The sequence below is a fragment of the Amycolatopsis sp. cmx-4-83 genome, assembly GCF_046548815.1.
GTDB classification, from domain to species: domain Bacteria; phylum Actinomycetota; class Actinomycetes; order Mycobacteriales; family Pseudonocardiaceae; genus Amycolatopsis; species Amycolatopsis pretoriensis_A.
On record NZ_JAEBEF010000022.1, the window covers coordinates 14,472 to 40,015 of the forward strand.

Sequence of the window (25,544 nt, forward strand, 5' to 3'; positions counted from 1 at the left end):
AGCTCACACCGGCTTCGACTTTGCGAGCCGGGATCCAGGCGGCACTATGTGAGCAACCGCTTAGTGACCGTCGATACGAGGATGTGTCCGTCATGCCCGAAGCCGTCATCGTCTCCGCCGCGCGTTCGCCCATCGGGCGCGCCAACAAGGGCTCGCTGGTCAGCCTGCGGCCCGACGACCTGACCGTGCAGATGGTCCAGGCCGCGCTGGCCAAGGTGCCGCAGCTGGACCCCACCGACATCGACGACCTGATGCTCGGCTGCGGCCTGCCCGGCGGCGAGTCCGGCTTCAACATGGGCCGCGCGGTCGCCGTCGAGCTGGGCTACGACCACCTGCCCGGCTGCACCGTCACCCGGTACTGCTCGTCGAGCTTGCAGACCACGCGGATGGCCTTCCACGCGATCAAGGCCGGCGAGGGCGACGTCTTCATCTCGGCCGGCGTCGAGACCGTGTCGCGGTTCTCGAAGGGCAGCTCGGACTCCTGGCCCGACACCCACAACCCGCTCTTCGCCGACGCCGAAAGCCGCACCAAGGCGACCGCGGAGTCCGGCACCGACACCTGGACCGACCCGCGCACCGAGGGCAACGTCCCGGACGTCTACATCGCGATGGGCCAGACCGCGGAGAACCTCGCCCGGCTCAAGGGCGTTTCCCGCGAGGAGATGGACGAGTTCGGCGTCCGCTCGCAGAACCTCGCCGAGAAGGCCATCGCGGACGGCTTCTGGGCCAAGGACATCACGCCGGTGACCCTGGCGGACGGCACGGTCGTCTCGAAGGACGACGGCCCGCGCGCCGGCGTCACGGTCGAGGGCGTCTCCGGCCTCAAGCCGGTCTTCCGCCCGGACGGCCGGGTCACCGCCGGCAACTGCTGCGCGCTCAACGACGGCGCCGCGGCGCTGGTCATCATGTCCGACACCAAGGCGCGCGAGCTGGGCCTGACCCCGCTGGCGCGGATCGTGTCCACCGGCGTGACCGGCCTTTCGCCGGAGATCATGGGCTACGGCCCGGTCGAGGCGTCCAAGCAGGCGCTCTCGCGCGCGGGGCTGTCCATCGGCGACATCGACCTCGTCGAGATCAACGAGGCCTTCGCCGCGCAGGTCATCCCGTCGTACCAGGACCTGGGCATCGACCTGGACCGGCTGAACGTCAACGGCGGCGCGATCGCGGTCGGTCACCCGTTCGGCATGACCGGCGCCCGGATCACCTCGACGCTGATCAACTCGCTGCAGCACCACGACAAGCAGTTCGGCCTCGAGACGATGTGCGTCGGCGGTGGCCAGGGCATGGCGCTGATCATCGAGCGCCTTTCCTGATCACGACGGTGTCTGCTGAAAAACGGGCGAAGGCCCCCGCTCGCGAGTGGGGGCCTTCGCCGTGGTTTCAGCAGACGCTGTCGGTCGGCACCGGGTTCGCCAGGCCGAACAGCGGGCGCAGCTTCAGGCCGACCCACGTGCCGCCGAGGGCGAAGACGCCCCACAGCCAGCCGTGCAGGCTGCCGGTGGAGATGCCGCCGAGGTACGCGCCGATGTTGCAGCCGCCCGCCATCCGCGCGCCGACGCCCATCAGGATCCCGCCGAGGAGCGCGGCGACGGCCGTGCGCCACGGGATCGAGCTGTGGATCTTCCACGCACCCGCGGCCGCGGCGGCCACCGCGGCGCCGATCATGATGCCGATGTCGGTCAGGCTGGTCTTGTCGCGCCAGATCGGGTTGGCCAGCGACGTCGCGTTCGCCTTCTGCCGCCAGAACTCCCACGACTCCGGGTGCAGCCCGAAGACCTGCAGGATCTTCGCGCCCCACAACGAAAACGCGCTCGTGACGCCCCAGATGCCGCCGGAGACCAGGAACACCGCGCCGGCCAGCACGCCCAGCACGACCGCGCCGGCGAGCATCGGCCACGAACCGCGGAAGACACGGGCGAAGCCGCGCGCGGTCGGCACGACGTCGGTCGGCGGCGGCGTCCGGCGGCGCTGCACCGCGCGCGTGCCCAGGACGATCGCGGCGAGCACGGCGATCGTGATCGCCCAGGAGCCGAACCAGCCGACGTGGTCGGCCAGCAGCACGCCCTTGAACTCGGGCCAGCCGGACAGCACCGGGTACGCCCACGTGTAGAGCACCGAGCCGGCGATAAAGCCGCCGAGGGTCAGCACGATCGTCGACTGGCCGGACCCGACCGCGAAGAGCGTGCCGGACGCGCACGCGCCGCCGAGCTGCATGCCGATCGCGAAGAGCGTCGCGCCGACGAAGAGGGCGAGGCCGAGCGCGCCCGCCGTCGGGGCCGGCTTGCTGCCGAACAGCCCGCTGCCGGTGCCCGCGATCAGCGCGATGAGCGTCGCGGCGGTGCCGAGCAGGAGGGTGTGGGCCCGCAGGCCCTGGCCGTTGCCGACGGCGATGAGCTGGCGCCACGCCGACGTGAAGCCGAAGCGCGAGTGGAACAGCGCCAGCCCGAGGCCCAGGCCGAGCAGCAGCAGGACGCCGAACTTGGCGCCGTGGCTCGCCCAGACGTACCAGGTCAGGCCGGCCGCGAGCGCACCCGCGACGGCCAGCGGCACGACGCGGACGGGATCCTCCGGCCGCGGCACCGGCGCGGCGCAGGAGGTGGGGAATTCGAGGAACTTCTGGTCACCGGCTGGGGATTCGGTCGTCGCCACCCGCCAAAGCTAGATCCGGTGATCGATTCACCGCAGCTCGTCGCACACTGTGGGACGAGCCGCGGTGACCGGCGGGCTATTCGTTCGTCTTGACGCACATCGTCGTCGCCGGCGACGGGTAGACGGCCACGCGCGTGGCCTCCGTGCCCTCGCAGAGACCCTTGTCCGCCTGACCCGAGACGACCTTCACCCGATCAGTCCCTACGCAAGGAAACCGATCAACTCTAGATTCGATCTTGGCCTGAATAGCCGCAACGAAAATGAGGGGTCGATGAAGACATCAGTTCGCCGCGCCGCGGCAATAGTGACCGCAGCGATATCGTTTTCCGCGCTAACCACTGCGACCGCGACGGCGTCCTTGCAGGATTGCTCGGAAGGCCGGTTCTGCATGTGGTACTTGGCATCCGCGCCAGGCACCCCCGACAGCTCCACCGTTGGGTACCCGCTCAAGTGCATCGACACCAAGGAATACCGCGTCGCGTACAACCGCCAGCGCCAAGCGATGCGGGTGTGGCAGTACAACAACTGCACGGGCGAGTGGGCGAAGATATTCCCCGGTGGAACGTTCACGCCCCAGGGCTGGACCATCGACGCCGTGTCCCCCTGACGGAACCCGGCGGGTGGCTCTTTGTTCGAGAGGCCACCCGCCGGCCGGCGGTCAGCTGTTCGCTTTGACGCACATCGTCGTCGGCGGCTGCGGATAGACCGCGGCGTTGGTGGCCTCGGTGCCCTCGCAGAGGTTCTGGTTCGCCTGGCCTTCGATGACCTTCACGAGTTCCGCGTCCTTCGTCGGGTCGGAGCAGGGCACCTTCAGGTAGCCCTTGGTCTTCGACGTGAAGTTCGCGAGGCAGTCGCCCTGCTTCGCGTTGATCATCAGGCACAGCTTGTACGAGCTGCGGCCGCTGACCGAGTAGGTGTCGTAGCCGGCGTCGGACCCGCCGGGGCACTGGTCGGACGCGCTGTCGAGCTTGGCGGCGATCTTGACGTTGGCCTTCGGGTCGTTGCAGTCGGCCTTCGCCGGGTCGTCCCCGCCCCGGGTGAACTCGGTGATCGTGAGGCAGTCACCGGCGGCGGAGCTGGCGGGCGAGTTCGCGAACGAAACGATCCCCACGACGACGGCGACGATCACGACGACGCCGACGATGCCGAACTTGATGAACGTGCCGGCCTTCGACTTCTTCGGCACCGGCGGCGCGGGCGGGAAGCCCTGGCCGGGCGGGAACTGCCCGGGCGGGAACTGCCCCGGCGGCGGGCCGTACTGGCCGGGCTGCCCCTGCGGCTGGCCGTGCGGCGGCGTGCCGGGCTGGCCGTACTGCTGCTGCGGCTGACCGCCGGGAGGCGGTCCGTAGGGATCGGGCTGACCCACCGGCTGCTGGCCCCCGGGGGCCGGAGGGGGAACGCTCACTGTGAACCTCACACATGTGAAATGAAGAACCGACCGGCACATCAAACACGCAGGGTGAGCGGGATCCGCAGCGGGGTCCCCGAATGCACGAATTACCCACAGAAAAGGCGCCCCGTTGATTACGGAGCGCCTTCACTGTGTAGTCATTCGGAAGCTATGAGCCAGAGTTACTCACGAAGGTAGGACAGCAGCCGGAGGATCTCCAGGTACAGCCAGACCAGCGTGGTCATCAGGCCGAACGCGGTGTACCAGGCCCACTTCGACGGCATGCCCTCGCGGATCATCCGGTCGGCCTGGTCGAAGTCGAGCAGGAAGCTGAACGCCGCGATGCCGATGCAGACGATGCTGAAGATGATGGCGAGCGGGCCGCCGTCACGCAGCGGGTTGAAGCCGAAGACCAGCGCACTGATCAGGTTGAACAGCATCAGGATCGCGACCCCGACGACGGCGCCGACGATCCACTTCGTCAGCTTCGGCGTCACCTTCACCGCGCCGGTCTTGTAGACCACCAGCATGCCGATGAAGACACCCGCGGTGCCGATGATCGCCTGCAGCGCGATGCCCGGGTAGACGACCTCGAAGACGCCGCTCAGCGCACCGAGGAACAGGCCTTCGGCGGCGGAGTAGACGAGGGTCAGCGGACCGCTCGGCTTCTGGCGGAAAATAATCACCAGGGAGATCACGAGCCCGACGACCAGGCCGCCGAGCATCGCGCCGAGGAGCGGGCCGGACAGCCGGCCGGTCTCGGCCAGCGTGTTCTGGGCCCAGATCGCGGTGACGATCCCGACGAGCAGCGCGACGCCGAGGCTCATGCCGGTCTTGACGACGACGTCGTCGACGGTCATCGGGCGGTCGCCCTCGCCGGAGGCGGCCTGGCCGGGGCCGTACCCGGGCACGCCGCCCTGGGGTTGGTTGAAGCCCACCGGGGGGCCGTACTGCCCGTAAGTCTGGGTTCCGCCGTGGGGCAGGTTGCGGAACGCCGGGTTGCTACTGGAACGCACCTGATCCTCCTGGATCTGCTGCTTTGTGGATCGACGCTGCATCGGGTTCAACGACCGCCGGGGACGTGCGGTTCCCGTCGAGTAAAGACGACTTTACTCGACGGCGGCCCCCTGGCCACGGCGGACACGTTATGCGACCACGATCACGACCGTTCAGCGACCGCCACTCGAAGGGCGGTAGACAGCCGGGCCCCCTCGGCGCGACGCTCACCTGGCGTGCCCGGTCGTTCACCGTACGCGCGTCGGGGAGTTGATCAATCGTGTGACCTGCGGAGACGCTGTGAGCCGTCGCCGCGCGGCCGACGAAGGAGCCTGCACACCATGAGGTGGTCGACACGCCCGCGCGCGGGCATCCGCGTGCTCATCGCCCTGTTCGCCGCGACGCTGCTCGGCGCGCTCTCCGCGACCGCGGCGTCGGCCGCGAGCCAGGAGGGCATCGGCCACCGGGTCGGCGCCGACCCGGCGCCGCGCCCGGTCTGGCTGGGGTCGTACGTCGTCGGCGGGGAGCAGGTGTTCTGCGTGAGCTTCCGGCTCCGCGCGCCGAACACCGACGAGCCGTACAAGCCCGGCGACGAACTGCTGACGAAGTGGGGCACGAAGCTGCCCGCGGACGTGGCGGCGAACATCTCGTACCTGCTGCTGCGCTACGGCGGCACGAAGAACCCCGACGAGGCGACCGCGCTCGCGCACCTGCTGCACTCGTGGACCGCGCCGTCACGCACCTCCACCGACCGCGACCCGAACCTGCCCGCGGACGAGATCGCCTACGACGAGGACGGGTACCTGAAGGCGATGAGCAAGGACTCCGCCGACGCCGTCAAGCGGTTGCGGACCGACGCCGAGACCAACCGCGGGCCGTGGACGGCGTCGGTGACCGCGCCGAAGGGCGACCAGCACCTCGGTGAACCGGCCGAGTGGACCGCGACCGTGAAGAACGCCAAGGGCAAGGGCGTCCCGGACGTCGCGGTGAAGCTGACGGCGACGGCCGGCACCCTCGGCGAACCGGCGGGGGACCCGGCGGGCAACTCGAGCCCGCAGGCCGCCGCGAAGGACGTCACGCTGAAGACCGGCCCCGACGGCACGGTGAAGGTGAAGCTGACCCCGACGGGCGAGCGGCCGAAGCTGGTGGCGTCGCTGTCCGCGCCGGCCGCCCGGCCCTACGTCCGGCTGCCGGTCGACACGGCGGCGCAGCGCGTCGTCTCCACCGGCGGCGAGCAGGAGCTGACCGCGCAGGGCGTCGTCGAAGTCGCGAAGCCCGGCAAGGTGCAGGTGACGAAGACGGACGCGAACACGGGCAAGGGCGTCGGCGGCGCGGTCCTGCGGATCACGGGCGCGGACAAGACGTCCGCGGCCCTCGGTGCGGACGGCAAGCCCCTGACGGGCGCCGACGGCAAGCCCGCGGTCGTCACGACCGACGGCGCGACCGGCGGGGTGACGGTCGAGGACCTCCGGGCACCGCAGGAGATCTGCGTGGTGGAGGCGAGCCCGCCGCCGGGGTACACGAACGCTTACGACCCGGGCAACCCGCCGTCGGCGTGCGGCACGGTGAAACCGGGCGAGACGCTGGCGCTGACGGTGTCGAACAAGCCGAACGAGGTCCCGCGCGCGATCCCGGCCGGCGACGCCCCGGTCGCGATGATGCGGGGGACGGTCGAGACGAGCTATTCGGGGCTGGGCCTGGCGGGGATCGGCTTGCTGGTGCTGCTGGGCGCCGGCCTGGCGGGCTTCGCGGCACGGCGCGCTTCGCGGAGGTAACGGCGTGGCGAACGACGCCGGCGAGCGCTGGCGGGGCGAGAGCTGGTTCATCGAGGAGTGGCACCAGGGAGTGGGCTGGGCGGCTGGTGAGGAGCAGCGGCACCGGGGCACCGACTGGGCCGCGGCCGGCGATGCTTCGCAGCAGCAGGGCACCGGCTTGGCCGCCGACCACGACCCGCAGCACCCGGCAACCAGCTGGGCAGCCGCCGACGGTTCGCAACCTCAGGGCACCGACTGGGCCACCGCTTACGACCGGCAGCACCAGGCTCCCGGCCGGGCGACCGCCGACGGTTCACAGCAGCAGGGCACCGGCTTGGCCGACGACCACGACCCGCAGCACCCGGCAACCAGCTGGGCGACCGCCGACGGTTCGCAGCAGCAGGGCACCGGCTGGGCCACCTCCGTCCAGCAACCCGGCGATCGCCGCCGCCCGGGTGGGCCGAAGGCGCGTCGGGGGCGGTTGCTCGTCGGGTTCGCGCTCGGGGCCGCGACCGTCGTCGGCCTTCAACTGGGGTCCTCCGTGGTCACCTCACCACCCGTGGCCGTAGTGGCCGGGACCGCGCTGCCCGCCGCCGGTGCCGCCGCCCCCGCCGCCCGGCCGGCCGCACCCACCTCCACACCACCGCGGCCGCCGACGCCGGCGACGAGCACCCCCGCCGCCCCGGCCGCGCAGCCGTCCACCGCGCCGCCGGCTCCGCAGCAACCCGGCACCGTGCGGCTCCCCGCCGGCGGTACCGCCACCCTCGTGCGCAAGGACCTCGGCCCCGGCGGTGAACTGCCCGTCCCCGACAACCTCGGCCAGGCGACCTGGTGGGGCGCCGAGCTCGACGCGGCCGGCGGTGCCAGCGTCTTCGCCGGGCACGTCAACTGGCGGGGCGCCACCGGGCCGTTCGCCGAGCTGTGGAGCGCCCGGATCGGCGCCGAGGTGACCATCGTGGACAACGCCGGGAAGACCTGGCGCTACCGCATCTCCCAGCTGCTCACCGTCCACAAGAACGACCTGCCCGCGCAGGCCGACGACCTCTTCGGCCAGTCCGGCCCGCACCGCGTGGTGCTGGCGACCTGTGGCGGCCGCTGGGTCGGCGGTTCGGACGGCTACGAAGAGAACCGCATCGTCATCGCGGAGCCCGCATAAGTTACCCGTGAGTAACTTCACGTCGCGCCACGGTGGTCACGAACACCCCGATGCAGCAGAATGCCCAGGGTCAGGGCGTGGAGCGAGAGGTGTGAAGACGATGGCGACGTTCTTGGTGACCGGGGCGACCGGACTGATCGGGCGCCAGTTCACCCGGCTGCTGCTCTCCCGCCCCGACGACGACCGCATCGCGCTGCTGGTCCGCGCGTCGAGCAAGGCCAAGCTGGCCGCGCTCGTCGACCAGTGGCCGCACTCCGACCGCGTCACGCTGGTGACCGGGGATCTCGGGGAGCCGCTGCTCGGCGTGTCCGAAGCGGACCGCGAGGAGCTGCGCGGGCACGTCGACCACGTCGTCCACCTCGCCGCGCTCTACGACCTCACCGCCGACGACGAGGCCAGCGTCAAGGCCAATGTGGACGGCACGCGCAGCGTCGTCGACCTCGCCGCCGACCTGCGCGCCGGCTGCCTGCACCACGTCTCGTCGGTCGCCGTCGCGGGTGACCACGAAGGCGTCTTCACCGAGGAGATGTTCGACGCCGGGCAGCGGCTGATCACGCCGTACCACCGGACGAAGTTCGAGGCCGAGAAGATCGTCCGCGAGCAGACCGAGGTGCCGTGGCGGGTGTACCGGCCCGCGGTCGTCGTCGGACACTCCGAAACCGGCGAAATGGACAAGATCGACGGCCCCTACTACCTCTTCCCCGCGATCAACCGGCTCGCCGGGCTGCCCGACGTGCTGCCGATCGTCGGCCCCGACCTCGGCGACACCAACATCGTGCCGGTCGACTACGTCGCCAAGGCGCTGCTGGAACTCGTGGTCAAGCCCGGGCTCGACGGCCGCGCCTTCCACCTGGTCAACCCCGAGCCGCAGCCGGTCGTGTCCGTTTACAACGCCTTCGCGCGGGCCGCGGGCGCGCCGACGATCTCCGTCCAGCTGGGCGAAGGCCTCTCCAAGCGGATCGTCGGACTGGTCAAGCTGACCGAGCACATCCCCGGCGTCACCATCGCCCGCGACGCCGTCATGGAGCGCTTCGGCATCCCGCCGGTGCTGCTGGACACCATGGCGTTCCCGTCGGTGTTCTCCTCGGCCGAGACGCGCAAGGCGCTGGCCGGCAACGTCGAGGTCCCCCGGCTGGCGGAGTACGCGCCGACGCTGTGGCGCTACTGGCGCGAGCACCTCGACCCGTTCCGCGCGCGCCAGCACGGCCCGCGCGGCGAGCTGGACGGCCGCCGCGTGATCATCACCGGCGCGTCGTCGGGCATCGGGCGCGCGACGGCGCTGAAGGTCGCCGCGGCGGGTGGCGTGCCGCTGCTCGTCGCCCGGCGCCAGCACGAACTCGAGGAGGTCCGCGACGAGATCGTCGCCGCCGGCGGTACCGCGTCGGTGTACCCGGCCGACCTGACCGACGAGGACTCGGTGCGCAAGGCCGTCGACGCGATGCTGGCCGAGCACGGCCGGATCGACATGCTGGTCAACAACGCCGGCCGGTCGATCCGCCGGTCGATCAAGCTGTCCTACGACCGGATGCACGACTACGAGCGCGCGATGGCGATCAACTACTTCGGCGCCGTCCGGCTGATCCTCGCGGTGCTGCCGCACATGTCGGAGCGCAAGTTCGGGCACATTGTCAACGTGTCGTCGATCGGCGTGCAGGGCATCGCGCCGCGCTTCTCGGCGTACGCGGCGTCGAAGGCGGCGCTGGACTACTTCTCGCGGATCGCCGCCACCGAGACGCACGGCGACGGGATCACCTTCACCACCATCCACATGCCGCTGGTGCGCACGCCGATGATCCGCCCGACGAAGATCTACGACGCGTTCCCGACGAAGTCGCCGGAACAGGCCGCGGACATGGTGCTGAAGGCGCTCGTCGAGCGGCCCAAGCACATCGGCACGCCCGCCGGGCAGGCGATCGGGCTGGCGTACACGCTCACGCCGGGCCTCACCGACGCCGTCGCGTACCAGGGTTTCCGGATCTTCCCGGACTCGGCCGCGGCGGGTGGTTCGGGCGGGTTGAAGATCGGCCGTGGCGAGAAACACCTTTCCCGCGCGGCGATGGCGCTCGCCCGGCTGTCGCGCGGGTTTCACTGGTGACGCAGCGTTTCCGGGGTGCGGCCGTTCCGGCGACGCGCCGCCCGGACCACGACACGTGTTGGTGATTTGTTAAGCCGAAGGGCGTAAGCGGTCCGTGCCCAGGTACGGTCGGGCGCATGGTTCCTGAGCGCGACCCCGCCGCAACCGCCCTCAACGGCCTCCTCCCCCTCCGTCGTGAGTACACCCAGGCCTGGCACGGCTTCGACCGCAACGAAGTCCGCCAATACCTCGACCACGTCGAGGCGCAGCTGCGCCGGGTGCTCAGCGAACGCGACGCCGCCGTGGCGCAGGCCGCGAGCGCGGCCAGGGAGGCGGAATCCGCCCGGCAGCAGGTCGCTTCGCTCGAAGCGCGCGTCGAGGAGCTCAAGAAACCGCCGGAGCGGCTCGAGGACCTCGACGAGCGGATGCAACGCACGGTGACGCTCGCGCAGGCGCGCGCGGACGAGATCGTCAAGCGCGCCGAGGCCGCCGCGGAGAAGACGTGGGCGGGCTCGACCGAGGCGTCGACGAAGCTGCGTGAGCGGTACACGAAGCTGGTCGCGGAGCTGGACAAGCAGGCCGACCTGCTGCACTCCGAGCACGAGAACGCGCTGGCGGAGACGCGCGCCGAGGTGCAGCGGCTGACCGTCGAGGCGGCCCAGCGGCGCGAGCTGCTCGACAACGAGGCGGAGCGGAAGCGGCGGAAGATCGAGCGCGAGTTCGACGCCTCCCAGTCCGCGCAGAAGACGGCGCTGGACAAGCACATCGCCGACCAGCGCACGGCGAGCAAGAACCAGGCCGAGCGCCGGATCGCCGAGGCGACGGCGGAGGCCAAGCGACGGCTCGACGAGGCCACGGCGGAGGCCAAGCGCCGCCTCGACGAGGCGACCACCCAGGCCGCCCAGCGCACGACGGTGGCGAACCGCAAGGTCGAGCGGCTGGCGGAGATCCGCGAGCAGGCCCGCAAGAGCCTGGCGATGGCGGAGGACATCCTCAACCGCAGCGAGACGCAGCTCGCGACGCTGCCGGAGGAAGCGGTGATCCCCCAGGCGTCGAAGCTGGTGGGCGGCGACACGGAATCGGCGACCACGCCGTCGGCCCCGGTCGTCCCGGTGGTGCAGCCGCAGATCCCCGCGAAGCCCGCGGTGGCGCCGAAGCCGGCTCAGGCCGCGAAGCCCGCGCCGCAGCAGGCAAAGCCGGCACCCGCGGCGAAGCCGGGCAACGCCCCGGCGAACTCGAACGGCCCGGCCACGAAGCCGGCCAACGGCAACGGGAACGGCGCCAAGCCGCTTTCCCCGACCGCGAGCAAGCCCGGCTCCTAGACACCCCCAAGCGCCCCGATGCGGCGTTGGGTGCGTCTGACGCACCCAACGTGGCGTTGGGGCGCTTTACTTGCGGGCGGTGCGGGGCCAGGGGTTGGCCGACTCCAGCTGGGCCGCCAGGCCCAGCAGCAGGGACTCGCCGCCCGGGCGGGTCACCAGCTGGACCGACGTCGGCAGGCCCGAAACGACCGAGCGCCCCACCGGGACCGTGATCGCCGGGTAGCCCGCGAAGTTCCACTGGCCCGTGAAGCCGGCCAAGCGCGTCGACGGCAGCACGTTCGTCAGCCACCGCTTCTCGTGCCAGCGGCCCGCCTTCACCGGCCAGTGCGACAACGTCGGCGTCATCAGCACGTCGTGGCCTTCGAAGAACTCCGACGCCCGCGCCAGCCACAGCTCCCGCGTCCGCTCGCGGATCAGCCCCGCACGCTGGATCAGCCGTCCCGCGCGGACGTGTGCGCGCGTCCGCCGCTGCAGCCCGGAGAACGAGAAGCCCTCCGCCTGGACGGCCGGGCCCGCCAGCCAGCGGGCCGTCATGCCCAGGACCATCGTGGCCGGGTAGCGCGGGGCCGCCGTGGACAGCGTGTGGCCCGCTGCGGACAAGTGACCCGCCGCGGTCGAGACCGCCGCCACCAGCTCCTTCGGGACCGGCGTGTGCAGCAGGGGCACCGTCGTGGACATGCCGATCCGGACCGGCTCGGGCGTCGGCACCGAGGCCAGCGACGGGTCCGCGGCCAGGACCGAGAACAGCACCGCCGTGTCCGCGACCGTCGTGGCCAGCGGGCCGTGCACCGACATGCCGAACCAGCCGCCCTCGGCCAGCCGGTCGGCGCCCGGCTTCAGGCCGACCAGCCCGCACATCGCGGCCGGCAGGCGGACCGAGCCCATGCCGTCGGTGCCGTGGGCCAGCGGGACCAGGCCGGCCGCCACCGCCGCCGCGCTGCCGCCGGACGAGCCGCCCGAGGCGTACGTCGGGTCCCACGGGTTGCGGGCGATGCCGTCCGGGGTGTCGCTCATCGGCCAGATGCACAGCTCCGGCACGCGCGTCAGCCCGACGAGCACCGCGCCCGCGGCCCGCAGCCGCGTCGCGACCAAGCCGTCCGCGGTGGCCGGTGAAGACGGGCCGGCCGGCGAACCGTGCGAAGCGAACTCGCCCTCGATCTCCGTGACGTCCTTGACGGCGACAGGCACCCCGGCCAGCGGCAGCGACGCGAGATCGGGCCGCGCGGCGACCTCCGCGGCTTCCTTCAGCGCCTCTTCGGCGCGCACCCGCCGGAAGGCACCGACGACGCCGTCGGCCGCGCCGATCCGGTCCAGCGCTTCCCGGGTCACCTGCACCGGGTCGAGGGTCCCGGCCCGGACGGAGGCCGCGATCTCCACTGCCGTCAGCACCATGATCGCGACCCTAGCCCACGGAACGGCTCAGATGGCTCCCGCTCGCAGCGCGTAAGCGACGGCGTGGGCGCGGTTGTTGAGGCCGCAGCGGGTCATCAGGCCGTAGAGGACGTTCTTCACCGTCCGCTCGGAGTAGCACAGCTTCGCCGCGATCTCCTCGGTCCCGAAACCCTCGGCGACCAGCCTCAGGACGTCGCACTCGCGCGCGGCGAGCCCGGACAGCGTCAGCCCGTTCGGCTCCAGCACGTCCTTGCGCATCCGCTGGACCTGCGAGAGCAGCGCCCCCTGCAGCCGCGGCGGCAGGTTGGCCGTGCCGTCGCCCGCCGCGAGCACCGCCGTCACCAGCTCGGCGCCGCCCGTTTCGCGCCGCGGCAGGATCGCCACGACCCCGCACTCCAGCACCGACATCAGGTCGCTCTCGCGGAAGTGCTCGACGACCAGGACCACGTGGGACGCCTTGGCCGCGCGGATCTCGCCCAGCACGGCCTCGGTGACGTGCTCCTCCATCACCAGCAGGACGTCCGGGACCAGGTCGGTCACCCGGATGTCCGGATGGGACTCCAGCAGGCTCTCGGCGCCGGCGTGCGTGATCGGGTCCGAGGCGAGGACGGTCACTTCCACGGGCTTCATGGACGCAGTGTGGCGGGCGCGCCTTCACGCCTTCCCTATTCCGTCTTCACGCGCGTGAAGACGTCTCCAGTCCCCCGACCGCCGTGCGCGCCCGTTCCAGGCAGCCCGGCATCCGCTCGGCCGCGCGCGCCCACTCGCGCTTGGCCCGCCGGTACTCCTCCTGAGCCGCCGCGGTCCAGCCCGCCAGCTCCGGCTCGACGTCGGTCTCCAGCTCGGCGAGCAGCTCGCCGAGCTCGCCGGTGATCGCCCCCATCCGGTCGAGCACCAGACCGGCGTAGCTGAACTCGAGCTCCTGGCGCGTCACGGCACGCGCTGCCGCGGCACCGGGCCGCCGCCCGTCGTCTCGAGCAGCCGGGCCAGCCGCGAGAGGATCACGTCGTACTCCTGCTCCCAGTCGCTCATGGCCTGGCCGAAGCGCACCGCGTCCTCGCCCCGCCACGACGCCTGCACCTCCGCCATCTCGCTGTTGACGTCGCGAAGCCGGGAGCGGGCCGCTTCGATGGTGTGCGCGAAGCGGGCGGCCGCCCGCTGCATCTCGTCCGTCGGCGCCGCTGTGGCCATGCGGGAACTCCTCTCGGGCGTCCCGAGGGTGGCAAACCCCGCGCACCGGCGGAACCCCCGCTCCCGGCCGTTGCCCGAATGTCCGCCATCATTGCCTGCCGGTTCACGATGGCCGCGTATGCTCACGTCAGGCATCCGGCGCGTGACGTTTCGTCAGCGCACGAAGGGAGACCGATGTCGGCTGCGGACGGCTCCGCACTGCCTCCCTCTGGGGCCAAGCCCCAGACCCCGGCCGGGGGGCAAGCCCCCCTGGACCCCCCAACCGAGCTGGGTGTCCAGCTGCTCGGCCCGGTCAAGGCGTGGCACGGCGAAGTGGAGCTCGACCTCGGCTCCGCGCACCGGCGGACGGTCCTCGCCGCCCTGGCGATGAACCCGAGCCGCACGGTCTCGCGCGAGGAGCTGATCGACGCCGTCTGGGGCGAAGCGCCGCCGCAGAGCGCGCAGGGTTCCATCTACACCTACGTCTCCGGCCTGCGGCGGGCGCTCGAGCCCGGCCGCGCCAAAGGCGAAGGCCCGCAGCTGCTCGCGTCGATCGGGTCCGGCTACTCCCTGCGCCTCGACGCGGGCGCGATCGACGTCCACCGGTTCGAAGCCCTGCGCGAACAGGCGCAGCGCAAGCAGTCGGCCGGTGACCTCCGCGGCGCGCGCGAGGACCTCGAGGAAGCGCTCGCGCTCTGGCACGGCGTCCCGCTGTCCGGCCTGCCCGGGCCGTTCGCCGCCGCCCAGCGCGCGCGGCTGACCGAGGTGCGGCTCGCGACGGTCGAGCGGCGGGCCGAGGTCGTCCTGGAGTCGGGCGGGCACGCCGAGCTCGTCGCCGAGCTGACCGCGCTGACCCGTGAGCACCCGTTCCGCGAAACGCTGCGCGGGCTCCTCATGCGGGCGCTGGTCCGCGCCGACCGGCGGACCGAAGCGATCGCCGTCTACACCGACGTCCGCGACCGGCTCGTCGAGTCGTCCGGCACCGAGCCCGGCCCGGCGCTGCGGCGGCTCTACGACCAGCTGCGGGAAAAGCCCGCGCCCGCGCCGGAACCGAAGCCCACGCCACCGCCGCGCCCGACGCGGCTCCCGGTCGCGGCGATGCCCGAGCGCGCCGACCTCTTCCTCGGCCGGGAAGCCGAGCTGGCCCGGCTGCGCGAAGCCGTCGACGGGCTCGAAGCGGGGATCGGCCGGTCGGTGTGGCTCGAAGGCGAGCCGGGCAGCGGCCGGACGGCACTGCTGGCCGAAGTGCTCGCCATGGCCGAAGACCTCCAGCCCGCCTTCGCCGCCGCCGACTCGCTCGACCAGCGGTTCGCCCTGCGGCCGTTGCTCGACGCGCTGGGCGTGCACGCGGGCGCCGCCGGGCACCGGGCCGTCCTCGCCGCCCGGCTCGCCGAGCACCCCGGCGAAGATCCGGTCGACGGCCTGCTCGCGCTGGTCCGCGAGCTGTGCGCGGAGGCGCCGCTGGTGCTCGTGGTCGACGACCTGCACTGGGCCGACGACGCCACCCTCGGCGTCTGGCGGTACCTCAGCCGGGAGACGCGGCAGCTGCCGCTGCTGCTCGTCGGCGCCTGCCGCCCGGTGCCACGCCCGGCCGCGCTCGACGAGCTGCGAGCCGAGCTTGACAACGATGACACGACGGTCCTGACGCTGCCGCCGCTGACCGAAAGCGCGGCCCGGGAGCTGGCCACCGAGCTGGTCGGGGCGCCGCCCGGCCCCGGCTTGGGGCTGCTCGTCTCCTACGGCGCCGGAAACCCGCGCTACACCAGGGAAATCGTCGAGACGCTGCTGGCGCAGTCGATGATCGTGCTCGACGGCGTCCACGCGCACCTGGACGGCAACTCGTGCCAGACCATCCCGGCGCCGCTGGGGTCGCGGATCACGCTGTACCTGAGCTTCCTCTCCAGCGGCACGCGCGACACCCTGCGCTGGGCCGCGATGCTGGGCCGCGAGTTCTCGCTGTCGGACATCGCCGTCGCCACCGAACGGCCGCCGACGGCGCTGGTCGGCGCGGTCGACGAGGCGATCGCGTCCGGGGTGCTCGTCGAGTCGGGCGACCGGCTGGCGTTCCGGCACCCGCTGGTGCGCCGGGTGCTCTACGAAAAGACACCGGCGGCGATGCGCGTGGCGCTGCACCGGCAGCTGGCCGAGGCGTTCGCCGCCGCGGGGGCGCCCGCGGTCCGCGTCGCCGAACAGCTCGCCGCCGCGCCCGCGCAGGTCGACCCGTGGGTGACGACGTGGCTGCTGGACCACATCGGGACGGTCGCCACCGAGACCCCGCGGATCGCCGTGGACCTGCTGCGCCACGCCGTCACGCAGGGCACGCTGCCGCCGGAGGCGCGCGAGACGCTGACCGCGACCCTGGCCCGGCTGCTGTTCTGGCTCGGCCGGGAGCCCGAGGCCGAGGCGCGGTCGGTCGTGGCGCGGACGGCCGACAGCAGGCGCGCGGCGGAGATGCGCTGGATCCTCGCCTACGTCTACTACCGGCGCGGCGACTTCGCCGAGGCGACCGCCGAGCTGAAGCGGACCCTCGACGACACCGACGTCCCGGAGATGTGGCGCGGGCGGCACGAGTCGCTGCTGGCCACGCTGGAGCGGCTCGGCGAGGAGACCGCGCTGGCGCCCGCCGGGCTGCACCCGCTGGACGACGCGGCGCTGTCCGTGCCGAAGCTCGACAGCCTCGAGGAGGCCGCGGAGCCGCTCGACGCCGCCCGCCGGATCGCCGCGACCCGCGCGGTGCCGGGCGAGATGCACCTGGCCGGCGCGGTGCACTACTACTGGCTGGGCCGCTGGCCCGAGGCCCTCGACGAGCTGGACGCGGTGATCCGCGACGGCGCGGAAACGGCGTCGTACGTGCTGCGCAGCCCCGGCTCGGCGCTGCTGGTGCACGGGGTCGGCGCGCTGATCGCCGGCCACCGCGGCGACCCGGGCCGGGCCAGGACGCACCTCGAAGCGGCCGACCGGCGCCAGTGGCCCCCGGGCCTGGAGCCCGACGGCGGCGACTTCCTGCTCGCGGCGCGGGCGTTGCTGGCCGAGCAGGACGACCGCCCGGAGGCGGCGCTGGCCGCGTTGCTGCCGCTGCTGGAGGAGAACTACCCGCCGGCGGCCCGCCACCAGTGGCTCCCGGACCTGGTCCGGCTCGCCCTGCGCCTCGGCGAGGGGCAGCGCGCCCACCAGGCGTTGCGCCTGCTCGACGTCGAGGGAGACGTCCCGCCGGCCCACGCGGCGGCGGCCGCGCACTGCCGCGGCCTGGTGGCCGGCGACCCCGAGCCGGTGCTCACCGCCGCCGGCCACTACCGGGCGGCCGGTCGGCTGCTCAAGCAGGCGAAGGCGACGGAGGACGCGGCGATCCTGCTGGCCGAGTCGGACCGGCTGGACGAGGCGCGAACGGCGTTCCGGACCGCGCTGACGGCGTACACGGGGATGGGCGCGGTGTGGGACGTCCGCCGCGCGGAGGCCCGCATGCAGCCCTTCGGCATCAGGCGCGCCCACGCGGTCCGCCAGCGAGCCGCCGCCGGCGAGTGACCGCACGGCACCGCTTCGGGTCGAGCGCAACCCGGGTGGGGGTTGCCACGTCAGTAAGGTCACCGGTGTAGTCGTTACCGAGATGTCCCTGGGGGAAACGGGGTCTGGGGCGCACGCCCCAGAGGGGACGGCACTGACATGGCAGGGGATGCGGACACCGGCCTGCGGGTGGGTGTGCTCGGCCCGCTGCGGGCCTGGCGCGGGGCGGCCGAAATCGGCCTCGGCCCCGCGCGTCAGCGTGCCATCTTCGCGGTGCTCGCGGTCAACGCCGGGCGGCCGGTCCACCGGGCCGAGCTGATCGCCGGTGTCTGGGGCGACTCCGCGCCCGCGAGTGTCGAGGGCAGCGTCCACACCTACGTCTCCGGGCTCCGCCGCGCGCTCGAACCGGACCGGTCGCGCTGGTCGGCGGCCAGTGTCCTGCTGTCGGACCCGGCCGGGTACTCCTTGCTGCTCGCCGAAGACGCGCTCGACGCGGCCGTGTTCGAACGGCACCGCGAGCTCGCGCAGGACCACCTCCGCCAGGGCGACCCGCGGGCCGCCGTCACCGAGCTCGACGCCGCCCTCGCCCTCTGGCAGGGTGAAGCGCTTTCCGGGGTGCCGGGCGGGTTCGCCGAGCGGCACCGCGAATACCTCGCCGAGCTGCGGCTGAACACGCTCGAGCGGCGCGCCGAAGCGGTGCTGGCCCTCGGCGGGCACCTCGACCTCGCGCCGGAGCTGGCCGTGCTGGCCGGCGAGCACCCGCTGCGGGAATCCCTGCGCGAGTCGCTCATGCTCGCCCTCTACCGCAGCGGGCGGCACTCCGACGCGCTCGACGTCTTCCGCGACGCCCGCGCCACCCTCGTCGAGGAGCTCGGCGTCGAGCCCGGACCGGCGCTGCAACGGCTCCACCAGCGGATCCTCGCCCAGGACCCCGGGCTCGACGCGCCCGCGGCGCCCATCGTGGTCACCGGGCACCGGCTGTTCGGGCGGGAAGCCGAAACCAGGACCCTCGCCGAACTCGTCGCCGACGTCCGCGCCGGGCGGGGGCGGGCCGTCTGGATCGAGGGCGAGGCGGGCATCGGCAAGTCCGAGCTGCTCGCCGGTTCGCTGCCCGACGGCCCCGGCTACCAGCGGCTTTCCGCCGCCGCGGACGAGCTGAGCACCCGGTTCCCGCTGCAGGTCATCCTGGAGTGCCTGGCGATCGACGTGCATTCGGCCGACCCGCGGCGCGCGCGGGTGGCCCAGGAGCTCGCCGGCGAGGGGCCGGTGCGGCGCAGCTGGGGCCCGGCCGACCCGGTGCTCGGCGCCGTCGACCGGCTGCTGGCCCTGGTCGACGAACTCTGCGCGCACTCGCCGCAGGTGCTGGTGATCGACGACCTCCAGTGGGCCGACGAGGCGTCCGTGCTGGTCTGGCACCGGCTCTGCGCGGCGACCCGCCAGCTGCCGCTGCTGCTGGTGGCCGCGACCCGCCCGGCGCCCGACCGCGCCGAGCTCGCCCAGCTGCGCCGCGGTGTCCAGGCGCGCGACGGCGTCGTCCTCGACCTCGCGCCGCTGACCGGCGAAGACGTCGGCCGGCTGATCGAGGACCGGATCGGGGCGCCGCCGGGGCCGGGGCTGCGCGAGCTGGCCGCTCGTGGCGCCGGGAACCCGTTGTACGTCAAGGAAATGGTCGACGTCCTGCTGCGCGCCGGCGCGGTCGAGGTGAGCGGCGGCGAGGCCGACGTCGGCGACCCGGCCGAGTTCGAGGCGCCCGGTTCGCTGGTCGCCGCGGTCGACCGGCGGCTCGACTTCCTGACCGCGCGGACGCAGGAAGTGCTGCGCTGGGGCGCGTTGCTGGGCATGGAGTTCGCGGTCGGGGACGTCGCCGCGGTGCTCGGCACCCGGCCGTCGGACCTGCTGGAGCCGCTCGAAGAAGCCGTAGCGGCGAACGTCCTCATCGACACCGGGACGCAGCTCGCGTTCCGCCATCCCCTGCTGCGCCAAGCGCTTTACGACCGGTTGCCCGGCGCGACGCGGGCGGCGCTGCACCGGCAGGCAGCCGAGGCGCTCGCCCGGATCGGCGCGCCGGTCAAGCGCGTCGCCGAACAGCTGGTGGCCGCACCGGCCACAGTGGACGAATGGGTGCTGGACTGGCTCACCGGGCACCACGCGGCCGTCTCCAACCGGGCGCCGCTGATCGCCGTCGAGCTGCTGGAACGGGCCCTGGCCGCGATCGACGGTGCCGACCCCCGCCGGGAAGTCCTGCTCGTCGCGCTGGTCAAGGTGCTGTTCCGGCTGGAACGCAGCCCGGAAACCCAGGCGCAGCAGGCCATCGAGGTGGCCACCGACCCGGACGCCGTCGAGGAGATGCGGCACGTGGCCGCGGCGCTGCGGCACCGTCGCGGCGACACCGAAGGCGCGGTCGCGACGCTGACCGGCGCGGTCGACGACCCGGCCGTGCCCGAGCTCTGGCGGGTCAAGCACCGGCAGCTGCTGGCCAACTTCCGGCGCGGCGATCTGTCCGATTTGGACACCGCGGAAAAGGCGGCGCGCGAAACGAAGTCGCTCGCCGGCGGCGACCGGTACGTGACCGCGCACGCGCTGCAGACGTTGTGGCTGGTCGATTCCGTGCGCCGCGAGCACGACCGCGCGCTCGGCCACGTCGACGCGGCGATCGAGGCCGTCGGCGACGAGCACGAGCTGGCCGACCTGCACCTCGACCTGCTCGACAACCGCGTCTTCACGCTGCAGAACCTCGACCGCCTGGCCGAAGCGGGCGACGCCCTGCGCGCGGCCGGAGAAGTCGCGGCACGGCACGCGCTGCCGGTCGGGCTGCAGGTGTCCGCGGCGGTGCACCGGTACTGGGAAGGCCGCTGGGACGAGGCGCTGGTCGAGCTGGACACGGTCATCGAGGACGGCCCGGCGATCACGTTCTACGGCCTGCGCGAGCCGGGCCCGGCCGCGCTGCTGCTGCACGGCGTCGCGGCGCTGATCGCGGGCCGCCGCGACGACCGCGCCCAGGCCGCGGCCCACCTCGACGCGGCGGAGGAGTACGCCCCGGCGACCGGCGCCGAGCGCGAGAGCTTCGACTTCCTGCTGGTCGCCGACGCCCTCGCCGCCGAGCAGCGCGGCGACCGGGTCCGCGCGCTGACCGTCCTCGAGCCGATCCTGAACCCGACGTACGCGGCGATGATGCTGCGGCACCAGTGGTTGCCGGCGTTCGTGCGGCTGGCGATGGAGCAGGACGACCCCGGCCGCGCCCGCCGCGCTCTCGACGTCTGCGAAGAAGAGGCGGCGAAGGAACGACGGCCGGCGCGGGCGCACGCGGCGGCGTCGTGGTGCCGCGGGCTGATCGAGGACGACCCGGCCGCGGTGCTGGCCACGGCGGAGCACTTCCGCGCGGTCGGCCGCCGCCCGGAACTGGCGGCCGCGCTGGAAGACGCGGCCGTGCTGCTGGCCGGCGCGGGCCGGCTGGACGCGGCGCAAGCGGCGTTCGAGGAGGCCGCCGAGCTCTACACGGCGTTGTCCGCGCGCTGGGACCTGCGGCGCGCGGAAACCCGGCTGCGCCGCCTCGGTGTCCGGCGCGGTGCGGTGTTCTCGCCGATCCGGCCCGGGCACGGCTGGGAGTCGCTCACGGCGATCGAGGTCCGCATCGCCGGTCTCGTCGCCGAAGGCCGCTCCAACCCGGACATCGCGGCCGAGCTGTCGCTGCCGCGGCGGACGGTCCAGGCGCACGTGGCCCGGCTGCTCGGGAAGCTGGAAACGCCTTCACGCTCCGGCGTCGCCGACGCCGTCCGGCGGCGCACCTAGCGCGTTGGCCTTCGCGACCCGGCCGAGGAACCGGCCGGAGTCCTTGACGGTCCGCCGCTGTGTGTCGAAGTCGACGTGCACCAGGCCGAAGCGCTGCGTGTAGCCCATCGCCCACTCGAAGTTGTCGAGTAGCGACCAGGCGAAGTACCCGCGGACGTCGGCGCCGCCGCGCAGGGCGTCGTGCACCGCCTCCAGGTGCTCGGCGAAGTAGTGGACGCGGTCGTGGTCGTGCACCCGGCCGTCGACCACCTCGTCCACAAAGGACGCGCCGTTCTCGGCGACGACCAGCGGCAGCCCGCCGGAGCGCTCGTGGATCCACGTCAGCAGCTCGGTCAGCGTGCCCGGCGACTGCTCCCAGCCGAACGCCGTCAGCGGCGGCGGCGCGGGCAGCACGTCCAACCCGCGCAAGCCGGGCAGCGGGCAGTTGCCGGGGCCCAGCGGGTCTTCGAGCGGGGTGACGCGCGCGGGGGCGTAGTAGTTCACGCCCAGCCAGTCGATCGCCGCCGCGATCACGTCGGTGTCGCCGTCGCGCACGGCCGCGGCGAACCGGCCGCCGTGGTGCTCGACGTCCGCCATGACGTCTTCCGGATATCCCTTGCCCAGCACGGGGTCCAGGAAGAACCGGTTGTGGATGCCGTCGAACTTCCGGGCCGCCTCGCGGTGGGCGGGGGTGTCGCCGTCCGGGATCGCCGGGGCGAAGTTCAGCGCCAGCGAGAACTCGTGCCCCGGGCGCGCCTGCTCGTTCAGCGCGCGCGTCGCGAGGCCGTGTCCGAGCAGCAGGTGGTGGGCCGCGACCAGCGCGGTGTCGTGGTCCTGGACGCCGGGCGCGTGCACGCCGCTGCCATAGCCGAGGAAGGCCGCGCAGAACGGTTCGTTGACCGTCGTCCACTGGTTGACGCGGTCGCCGAGGGCGTCGTGCACGACCGCGGCGTAGTCGGCGAACCGCCGGGCCGTGTCGCGTTCCGGCCAGCCACCGTCGTCTTCCAGCGCCTGCGGGAGGTCCCAGTGGTAGAGCGTCAGCACCGGGACGACGGCCCGGCTCAGGAGCTCGTCGACCAGCCGGTCGTAGAAGGCGAGGCCGGCCGCCGACGTCGTCCGCCCGTCCGGCATCACGCGCGGCCAGGCGACCGAAAAGCGGTAGGCGTTCAGGCCGAGGTCCGCCAGCAGGCCGACGTCTTCGGGGTAGCGGTGGTAGTGGTCGCAGGCGACTTCGCCGGTCGCGCCGCCGAGCACCTTGCCGTCGGCGGCCGCGAACGTGTCCCAAATGGACGGTCCGCGGCCGCCTTCGCCGACGCCGCCTTCCACCTGGTACGACGCGGTCGCCGCGCCCCACAGGAACCCCGGCGGGAATTCGGGTCCGGTCACACTGGTGCCCCTTTCAGGATTCCCTTGACGAGGTAGCGCCCCAGCAGCAGGAACAGCGCGATGACGGGCACGACGCCGACGGTCGCGCCGGTGAGCATCAGCGCGTAGTCGGTGTAGTAGCCGCTCGCCAGCCGCGAAAGGGCCACCTGCACGGTCGGTGTTTCGTTGGGGTCGAGTACCACGAGCGGCCAGAAGTAGTCGTTCCACGTGGCCATGAAGGTGAGCATCGCGAGCACCGCGGCCGGCGCGCGCAACGCGGGCACGGCGACGTGCCAGTAGGTGCGCAGGATCGAACAGCCGTCGACGGTGGCGGCGTCGACGAGGTCGGCGCTGATCGCGTTCTCGCAGGCCTGGCGCATCCAGAACACGCTGAAGGCGCTGACCAGCGCCGGCACGATCACCGCTTCCAGCCGCCCGTACCAGCCGAGGTCGCCGACGACGAGGTACAGCGGGATCACGCCGAGCTGCGCCGGCACCATCGCCGAGCCGACGACCAGCAGGAACAGCGTGTTCCGGCCGCGGAAACGCAGGCGCGCGAAGGCGAACCCGGCGAGGCTCGCCAGCACGACGTTGGCCGCCATGACGGTGGTCGCGACGATCAGCGAGTTCCCGATGGCGAGCCAGAAGTCGACGGTGTCGAAGACGCGGCGCACGTTCTCGACGAGGTGCCCGCCCGGCACCAGCACCGGCGCCGCCTCCCCGATCGCCGAGTTGTCGCGCGTGGCCACCACGAACGACCAGTACAGCGGGAACACGGACGCGCCGAGCACACCGGTCAGCACCGCGTACACCCAGCCGCCCGGGCGGCGCCGCGCGGTCACGCCGCCCTCACGAACCGGCGCACCAGCCGGTAGTTGACCAGCGCGAACAGCGCGCAGACCACGAACATCACCCACGTCAGCGCCGCCGCGTACCCGGCGTTGAACTGGGTGAAGCCCTTTTCGTACAGGTACATGACGAGGGTCTGGAACTGGCGGTCGTTGCCGCCGGTGGCCCCGGACCCACCGGCGTCGAACAGCTGCGGCTCGGCGAAGAGCTGGAGGCCGTTGACCGTGCCGGCCACCGCGGTGAACGCGATCGCGGGCCGGATGCCCGGCACGGTGATCGACCAGAACGTCCGCCACCGCGAGGCGCCGTCGAGCTCCGCGGCTTCGTAGAGGTCGTTCGGGACGGCCTGCATCGCGGCCAGGTAGATCAGCGCGTTGTAGCCGGTCCAGCGCCAGAGCACCATGCTCGCCACGGCGAAGTGCGACGTCCACGTCGTCGCCTGCCAGTTGACCGGCGCGATGCCGGCCCAGCCGAGCACCTCGTTGACGACGCCGTAGTCGCGGCTGAACAGCTGCCCGAACACCAGCCCGATCGCGACGACGGAAACGACGTTCGGCAGCAGGATCCCGGTGCGCCACCAGGTCGCGGCGCGCAACGGCCGGTCGAGCAACGCCGCGATGCCCAGTGCCAGCAGGAATTCCGGGACCGCGGCCAGCAGGAAGATGCTCACCGTGTTGGCGAGCGCGTTGTAGAAGTGCGGGTCGGCGAGCAGCTCGCCGTAGTTGGCGAGGCCGAGCCGGCCCTGGCCGCCTTCGAGCAGGTTCCAGTCGTGCAGCGAAACCCACGCCGTGTAGAGCAGCGGGTACGCGCCGAAGACCGCGAACAGCCCGAAGAACGGCGCGACGAACAGCAGCGGGGTGACTTCGCGGTCGAAGCGGGCGAGCCGGTGGCGCACTACTTCAGCAGCGCTCGGGCTTGCTGGACGGCCTGCGCCCAGGCCTGGTCGACGGTCTGCGTCCTGTCCTCGATCCGCCCGAGCGCGCGGCCGAACTCCGGCCGGACGTCGGCGTCGTGCAGGCCCCGGTAGTTCGGCCGCAGCTGCTCGGCCGACGCCGCGAAGATCCGGCCGATCGGCGCGTCCCCGAAGTACGGATCGGTGTGCGCGACGACCTGCGGGTCTTCGTAGACGGACGGTTCGCTGGGCAGGATGCCGTCGGAGAGGAAGAGCTTCTTCTGCTGCTCCGGCGCGGTCAGCCAGCGGGCGAGCTCGTAGGCCTCCTTCTGGTGCGCGCCCTGCTTGGGCACGGTCAGGAACGAGCCGCCCTGGTTGCCGCTCTTGCCGGGCACCGTCGTGACGTCCCACTTGCCCTTGTTGGCGTCCCCGCCGGCTTCCTTGATCTGGCTGAGCATCCACGCCGGGCACGCGACAGTGGCGAACGAACCCTGCTTGATCGCGACGTTCCACGCCTGCGTGAACGTGGTCGCCGCCGCCGTCTGCCCTTTCGCGGCGATCCCGCCGGAGAGGTCGAAGGCGGTGCGCACGCTGGGATTGGTGTCGGCGATGAAGGAGTCGTCCCGCTGGGAGAAGTAGTTCTCCGGCGACTGGTTGAGCATCGCCGTGTAGACGGTGCCCGCCGAGTCCGCGAACTTCACGCCGGGCGTCTTCGCCGTGAAGCGGTCGGCCGCGGCGGCGTAGGCGGGCCAGTCGGGGATCAGCTTCGCGACCTCGTCGCGGTCGGTCGGCAGGCCGGCGTCCTGGAAGAGGTCGCGCCGGTAGCAGAGGGCTAGGCTGCCCATGTCGGTGCCGAGGCCGAGCACGAAGCCGCCGTCGGTGCCCTGCGCCCACTTCCACGGCGCCCACTGCGGCTGGAGGTCGCGGGCGCCGAAGGAGGCGAGGTCGGCGAACTTGTCCTTCGCCTTCCGGTACTGCGGGATGTACTGCTCCTCGATCGCGACGACGTCGGCGGCACCGCGGCCGGTGGCGAGCTGCGTCGCGAGACTTTTGTGGTGGGTGTCGAAGTCGGTGACGCGGTTCTGCACCGTGATGTCCGGGTGCAGCTTCTGGTACTCCGCGATCAGCGGCGCGTAGCCGAATTCGCCGAAGGTGGCGATCGTGAGCTTCGTCGGGCCACCGGAGTCGGCGGGGCTGCAGGCGGCGAGCAGGGTCAACGCGGCGACCGCGGCGGCGGTCCGGCGGACGGTCGTGGGCACGGGCTCC

Annotated in this window: 19 protein-coding genes; 8 read left to right on the forward strand and 11 right to left on the reverse strand. The window is 72.7% G+C overall.

Features of this window, described 5'->3' with window-relative positions; all coding sequences use genetic code 11:
* The first annotated feature begins 92 nt into the window (after nucleotides 1-92).
* Nucleotides 93-1,313 carry an acetyl-CoA C-acetyltransferase gene (locus tag ACLJQM_RS45745; protein WP_410636373.1) on the forward strand — a complete coding sequence of 407 codons (1,221 nt, stop codon included), beginning with the start codon at nucleotides 93-95 and terminating at the stop codon, nucleotides 1,311-1,313.
* Between the two features lie 67 nt (nucleotides 1,314-1,380).
* Here ACLJQM_RS45745 and ACLJQM_RS45750 read toward each other — a convergent pair whose 3' ends face one another.
* Nucleotides 1,381-2,649 (reverse strand): YeeE/YedE family protein, encoded by a 1,269-nt coding sequence (locus ACLJQM_RS45750; RefSeq protein ID WP_410636374.1) that lies wholly within the window; start codon nucleotides 2,647-2,649, stop codon nucleotides 1,381-1,383.
* Between the two features lie 271 nt (nucleotides 2,650-2,920).
* On the opposite strand from ACLJQM_RS45750, the gene ACLJQM_RS45755 reads away from it, so the two are divergent.
* Nucleotides 2,921-3,256: a peptidase inhibitor family I36 protein gene (locus ACLJQM_RS45755; protein ID WP_410636375.1), complete on the forward strand. Its 336-nt coding sequence runs from the start codon at nucleotides 2,921-2,923 to the stop codon at nucleotides 3,254-3,256.
* A gap of 51 nt (nucleotides 3,257-3,307) precedes the next feature.
* On the opposite strand, the gene ACLJQM_RS45760 is transcribed toward ACLJQM_RS45755, so the two are convergent.
* Both ACLJQM_RS45760 and ACLJQM_RS45765 read right to left on the reverse strand, forming a co-directional pair.
* Nucleotides 3,308-4,015 (reverse strand): hypothetical protein, encoded by a 708-nt coding sequence (locus ACLJQM_RS45760; RefSeq protein ID WP_410636444.1) that lies wholly within the window; start codon nucleotides 4,013-4,015, stop codon nucleotides 3,308-3,310.
* Nucleotides 4,016-4,221: 206 nt separating this feature from the next.
* On the reverse strand, nucleotides 4,222-5,055 hold the full coding sequence (locus ACLJQM_RS45765; protein WP_360782338.1) for a Bax inhibitor-1/YccA family protein: 834 nt from the start codon (nucleotides 5,053-5,055) through the stop codon (nucleotides 4,222-4,224).
* Between the two features lie 321 nt (nucleotides 5,056-5,376).
* On the opposite strand from ACLJQM_RS45765, the gene ACLJQM_RS45770 reads away from it, so the two are divergent.
* The 4 genes from ACLJQM_RS45770 to ACLJQM_RS45785 all read left to right on the forward strand — a co-directional run bounded on the left by ACLJQM_RS45770 (nucleotide 5,377) and on the right by ACLJQM_RS45785 (nucleotide 11,341).
* Nucleotides 5,377-6,810, forward strand: coding sequence for a collagen binding domain-containing protein (locus ACLJQM_RS45770; protein WP_410636376.1), 1,434 nt, complete (start codon nucleotides 5,377-5,379; stop codon nucleotides 6,808-6,810).
* A gap of 460 nt (nucleotides 6,811-7,270) precedes the next feature.
* Nucleotides 7,271-7,945, forward strand: a complete 675-nt coding sequence (locus ACLJQM_RS45775) for a class F sortase (RefSeq protein WP_410636445.1) — start codon at nucleotides 7,271-7,273, stop codon at nucleotides 7,943-7,945.
* Nucleotides 7,946-8,045: 100 nt separating this feature from the next.
* Nucleotides 8,046-10,040 (forward strand): SDR family oxidoreductase, encoded by a 1,995-nt coding sequence (locus ACLJQM_RS45780; protein ID WP_247018611.1) that lies wholly within the window; start codon nucleotides 8,046-8,048, stop codon nucleotides 10,038-10,040.
* A 116-nt stretch (nucleotides 10,041-10,156) separates the two neighbouring features.
* On the forward strand, nucleotides 10,157-11,341 hold the full coding sequence (locus ACLJQM_RS45785) for a cell division protein DivIVA (protein WP_410636377.1): 1,185 nt from the start codon (nucleotides 10,157-10,159) through the stop codon (nucleotides 11,339-11,341).
* A gap of 66 nt (nucleotides 11,342-11,407) precedes the next feature.
* Here the strand turns inward: ACLJQM_RS45785 and ACLJQM_RS45790 are convergent, their stop codons facing one another.
* The 4 genes from ACLJQM_RS45790 to ACLJQM_RS45805 are packed head-to-tail and all read right to left on the reverse strand — an operon-like array spanning nucleotide 11,408 to nucleotide 13,924.
* Nucleotides 11,408-12,733 carry an amidase gene (locus tag ACLJQM_RS45790; protein WP_410636378.1) on the reverse strand — a complete coding sequence of 442 codons (1,326 nt, stop codon included), beginning with the start codon at nucleotides 12,731-12,733 and terminating at the stop codon, nucleotides 11,408-11,410.
* A gap of 27 nt (nucleotides 12,734-12,760) precedes the next feature.
* Nucleotides 12,761-13,363 (reverse strand): helix-turn-helix transcriptional regulator, encoded by a 603-nt coding sequence (locus tag ACLJQM_RS45795; protein ID WP_247018602.1) that lies wholly within the window; start codon nucleotides 13,361-13,363, stop codon nucleotides 12,761-12,763.
* Between the two features lie 46 nt (nucleotides 13,364-13,409).
* Nucleotides 13,410-13,667: a hypothetical protein gene (locus ACLJQM_RS45800; RefSeq protein WP_247018600.1), complete on the reverse strand. Its 258-nt coding sequence runs from the start codon at nucleotides 13,665-13,667 to the stop codon at nucleotides 13,410-13,412.
* A complete protein-coding gene (locus ACLJQM_RS45805) occupies nucleotides 13,664-13,924 on the reverse strand; it encodes a WXG100 family type VII secretion target (RefSeq protein WP_247018598.1) in 261 nt (86 codons plus the stop codon). Before ACLJQM_RS45805 ends, ACLJQM_RS45800 begins: the two co-directional genes overlap by 4 nt.
* Before the next feature lie 267 nt (nucleotides 13,925-14,191).
* Here ACLJQM_RS45805 and ACLJQM_RS45810 point away from each other — a divergent pair, with 267 nt between their 5' ends.
* Together ACLJQM_RS45810 and ACLJQM_RS45815 are read left to right on the forward strand one after the other, a co-directional pair.
* A complete protein-coding gene (locus ACLJQM_RS45810; protein WP_410636446.1) occupies nucleotides 14,192-17,425 on the forward strand; it encodes a BTAD domain-containing putative transcriptional regulator in 3,234 nt (1,077 codons plus the stop codon).
* Between the two features lie 138 nt (nucleotides 17,426-17,563).
* Nucleotides 17,564-21,193: a BTAD domain-containing putative transcriptional regulator gene (locus ACLJQM_RS45815; RefSeq protein WP_410636379.1), complete on the forward strand. Its 3,630-nt coding sequence runs from the start codon at nucleotides 17,564-17,566 to the stop codon at nucleotides 21,191-21,193.
* On the opposite strand, the gene ACLJQM_RS45820 is transcribed toward ACLJQM_RS45815, so the two are convergent.
* The 4 genes from ACLJQM_RS45820 to ACLJQM_RS45835 are packed head-to-tail and all read right to left on the reverse strand — an operon-like array spanning nucleotide 21,152 to nucleotide 25,537.
* Nucleotides 21,152-22,558, reverse strand: a complete 1,407-nt coding sequence (locus ACLJQM_RS45820; RefSeq protein WP_410636380.1) for a GH1 family beta-glucosidase — start codon at nucleotides 22,556-22,558, stop codon at nucleotides 21,152-21,154. The two genes, ACLJQM_RS45815 and ACLJQM_RS45820, sit on opposite strands and share 42 nt — an antisense overlap.
* A complete protein-coding gene (locus ACLJQM_RS45825; protein ID WP_247018591.1) occupies nucleotides 22,555-23,379 on the reverse strand; it encodes a carbohydrate ABC transporter permease in 825 nt (274 codons plus the stop codon). The genes ACLJQM_RS45820 and ACLJQM_RS45825 overlap by 4 nt, the downstream gene beginning before the upstream one ends.
* Complete coding sequence (locus tag ACLJQM_RS45830; protein WP_360782323.1) at nucleotides 23,376-24,281, reverse strand: carbohydrate ABC transporter permease; 906 nt, start codon at nucleotides 24,279-24,281, stop codon at nucleotides 23,376-23,378. The genes ACLJQM_RS45825 and ACLJQM_RS45830 overlap by 4 nt, the downstream gene beginning before the upstream one ends.
* Nucleotides 24,281-25,537 carry an ABC transporter substrate-binding protein gene (locus ACLJQM_RS45835; protein ID WP_410636381.1) on the reverse strand — a complete coding sequence of 419 codons (1,257 nt, stop codon included), beginning with the start codon at nucleotides 25,535-25,537 and terminating at the stop codon, nucleotides 24,281-24,283. The genes ACLJQM_RS45830 and ACLJQM_RS45835 overlap by 1 nt, the downstream gene beginning before the upstream one ends.
* Nucleotides 25,538-25,544: the final 7 nt, after the last annotated feature.

What these genes read in the sequence shown, in the direction of transcription:
- ACLJQM_RS45745 (WP_410636373.1), top strand. Translation starts at nt 93, where the DNA reads ATGCCCGAAGCCGTCATCGTCTCCGCCGCGCGTTCGCCCATCGGGCGC.
- ACLJQM_RS45755 (WP_410636375.1), top strand. Translation starts at nt 2,921, where the DNA reads ATGAAGACATCAGTTCGCCGCGCCGCGGCAATAGTGACCGCAGCGATA.
- ACLJQM_RS45770 (WP_410636376.1), top strand. Translation starts at nt 5,377, where the DNA reads ATGAGGTGGTCGACACGCCCGCGCGCGGGCATCCGCGTGCTCATCGCC.
- ACLJQM_RS45780 (WP_247018611.1), top strand. Translation starts at nt 8,046, where the DNA reads ATGGCGACGTTCTTGGTGACCGGGGCGACCGGACTGATCGGGCGCCAG.
- ACLJQM_RS45785 (WP_410636377.1), top strand. Translation starts at nt 10,157, where the DNA reads ATGGTTCCTGAGCGCGACCCCGCCGCAACCGCCCTCAACGGCCTCCTC.
- ACLJQM_RS45790 (WP_410636378.1), bottom strand. Translation starts at nt 12,733, where the DNA reads ATGGTGCTGACGGCAGTGGAGATCGCGGCCTCCGTCCGGGCCGGGACC.
- ACLJQM_RS45795 (WP_247018602.1), bottom strand. Translation starts at nt 13,363, where the DNA reads ATGAAGCCCGTGGAAGTGACCGTCCTCGCCTCGGACCCGATCACGCAC.
- ACLJQM_RS45805 (WP_247018598.1), bottom strand. Translation starts at nt 13,924, where the DNA reads ATGGCCACAGCGGCGCCGACGGACGAGATGCAGCGGGCGGCCGCCCGC.
- ACLJQM_RS45815 (WP_410636379.1), top strand. Translation starts at nt 17,564, where the DNA reads ATGGCAGGGGATGCGGACACCGGCCTGCGGGTGGGTGTGCTCGGCCCG.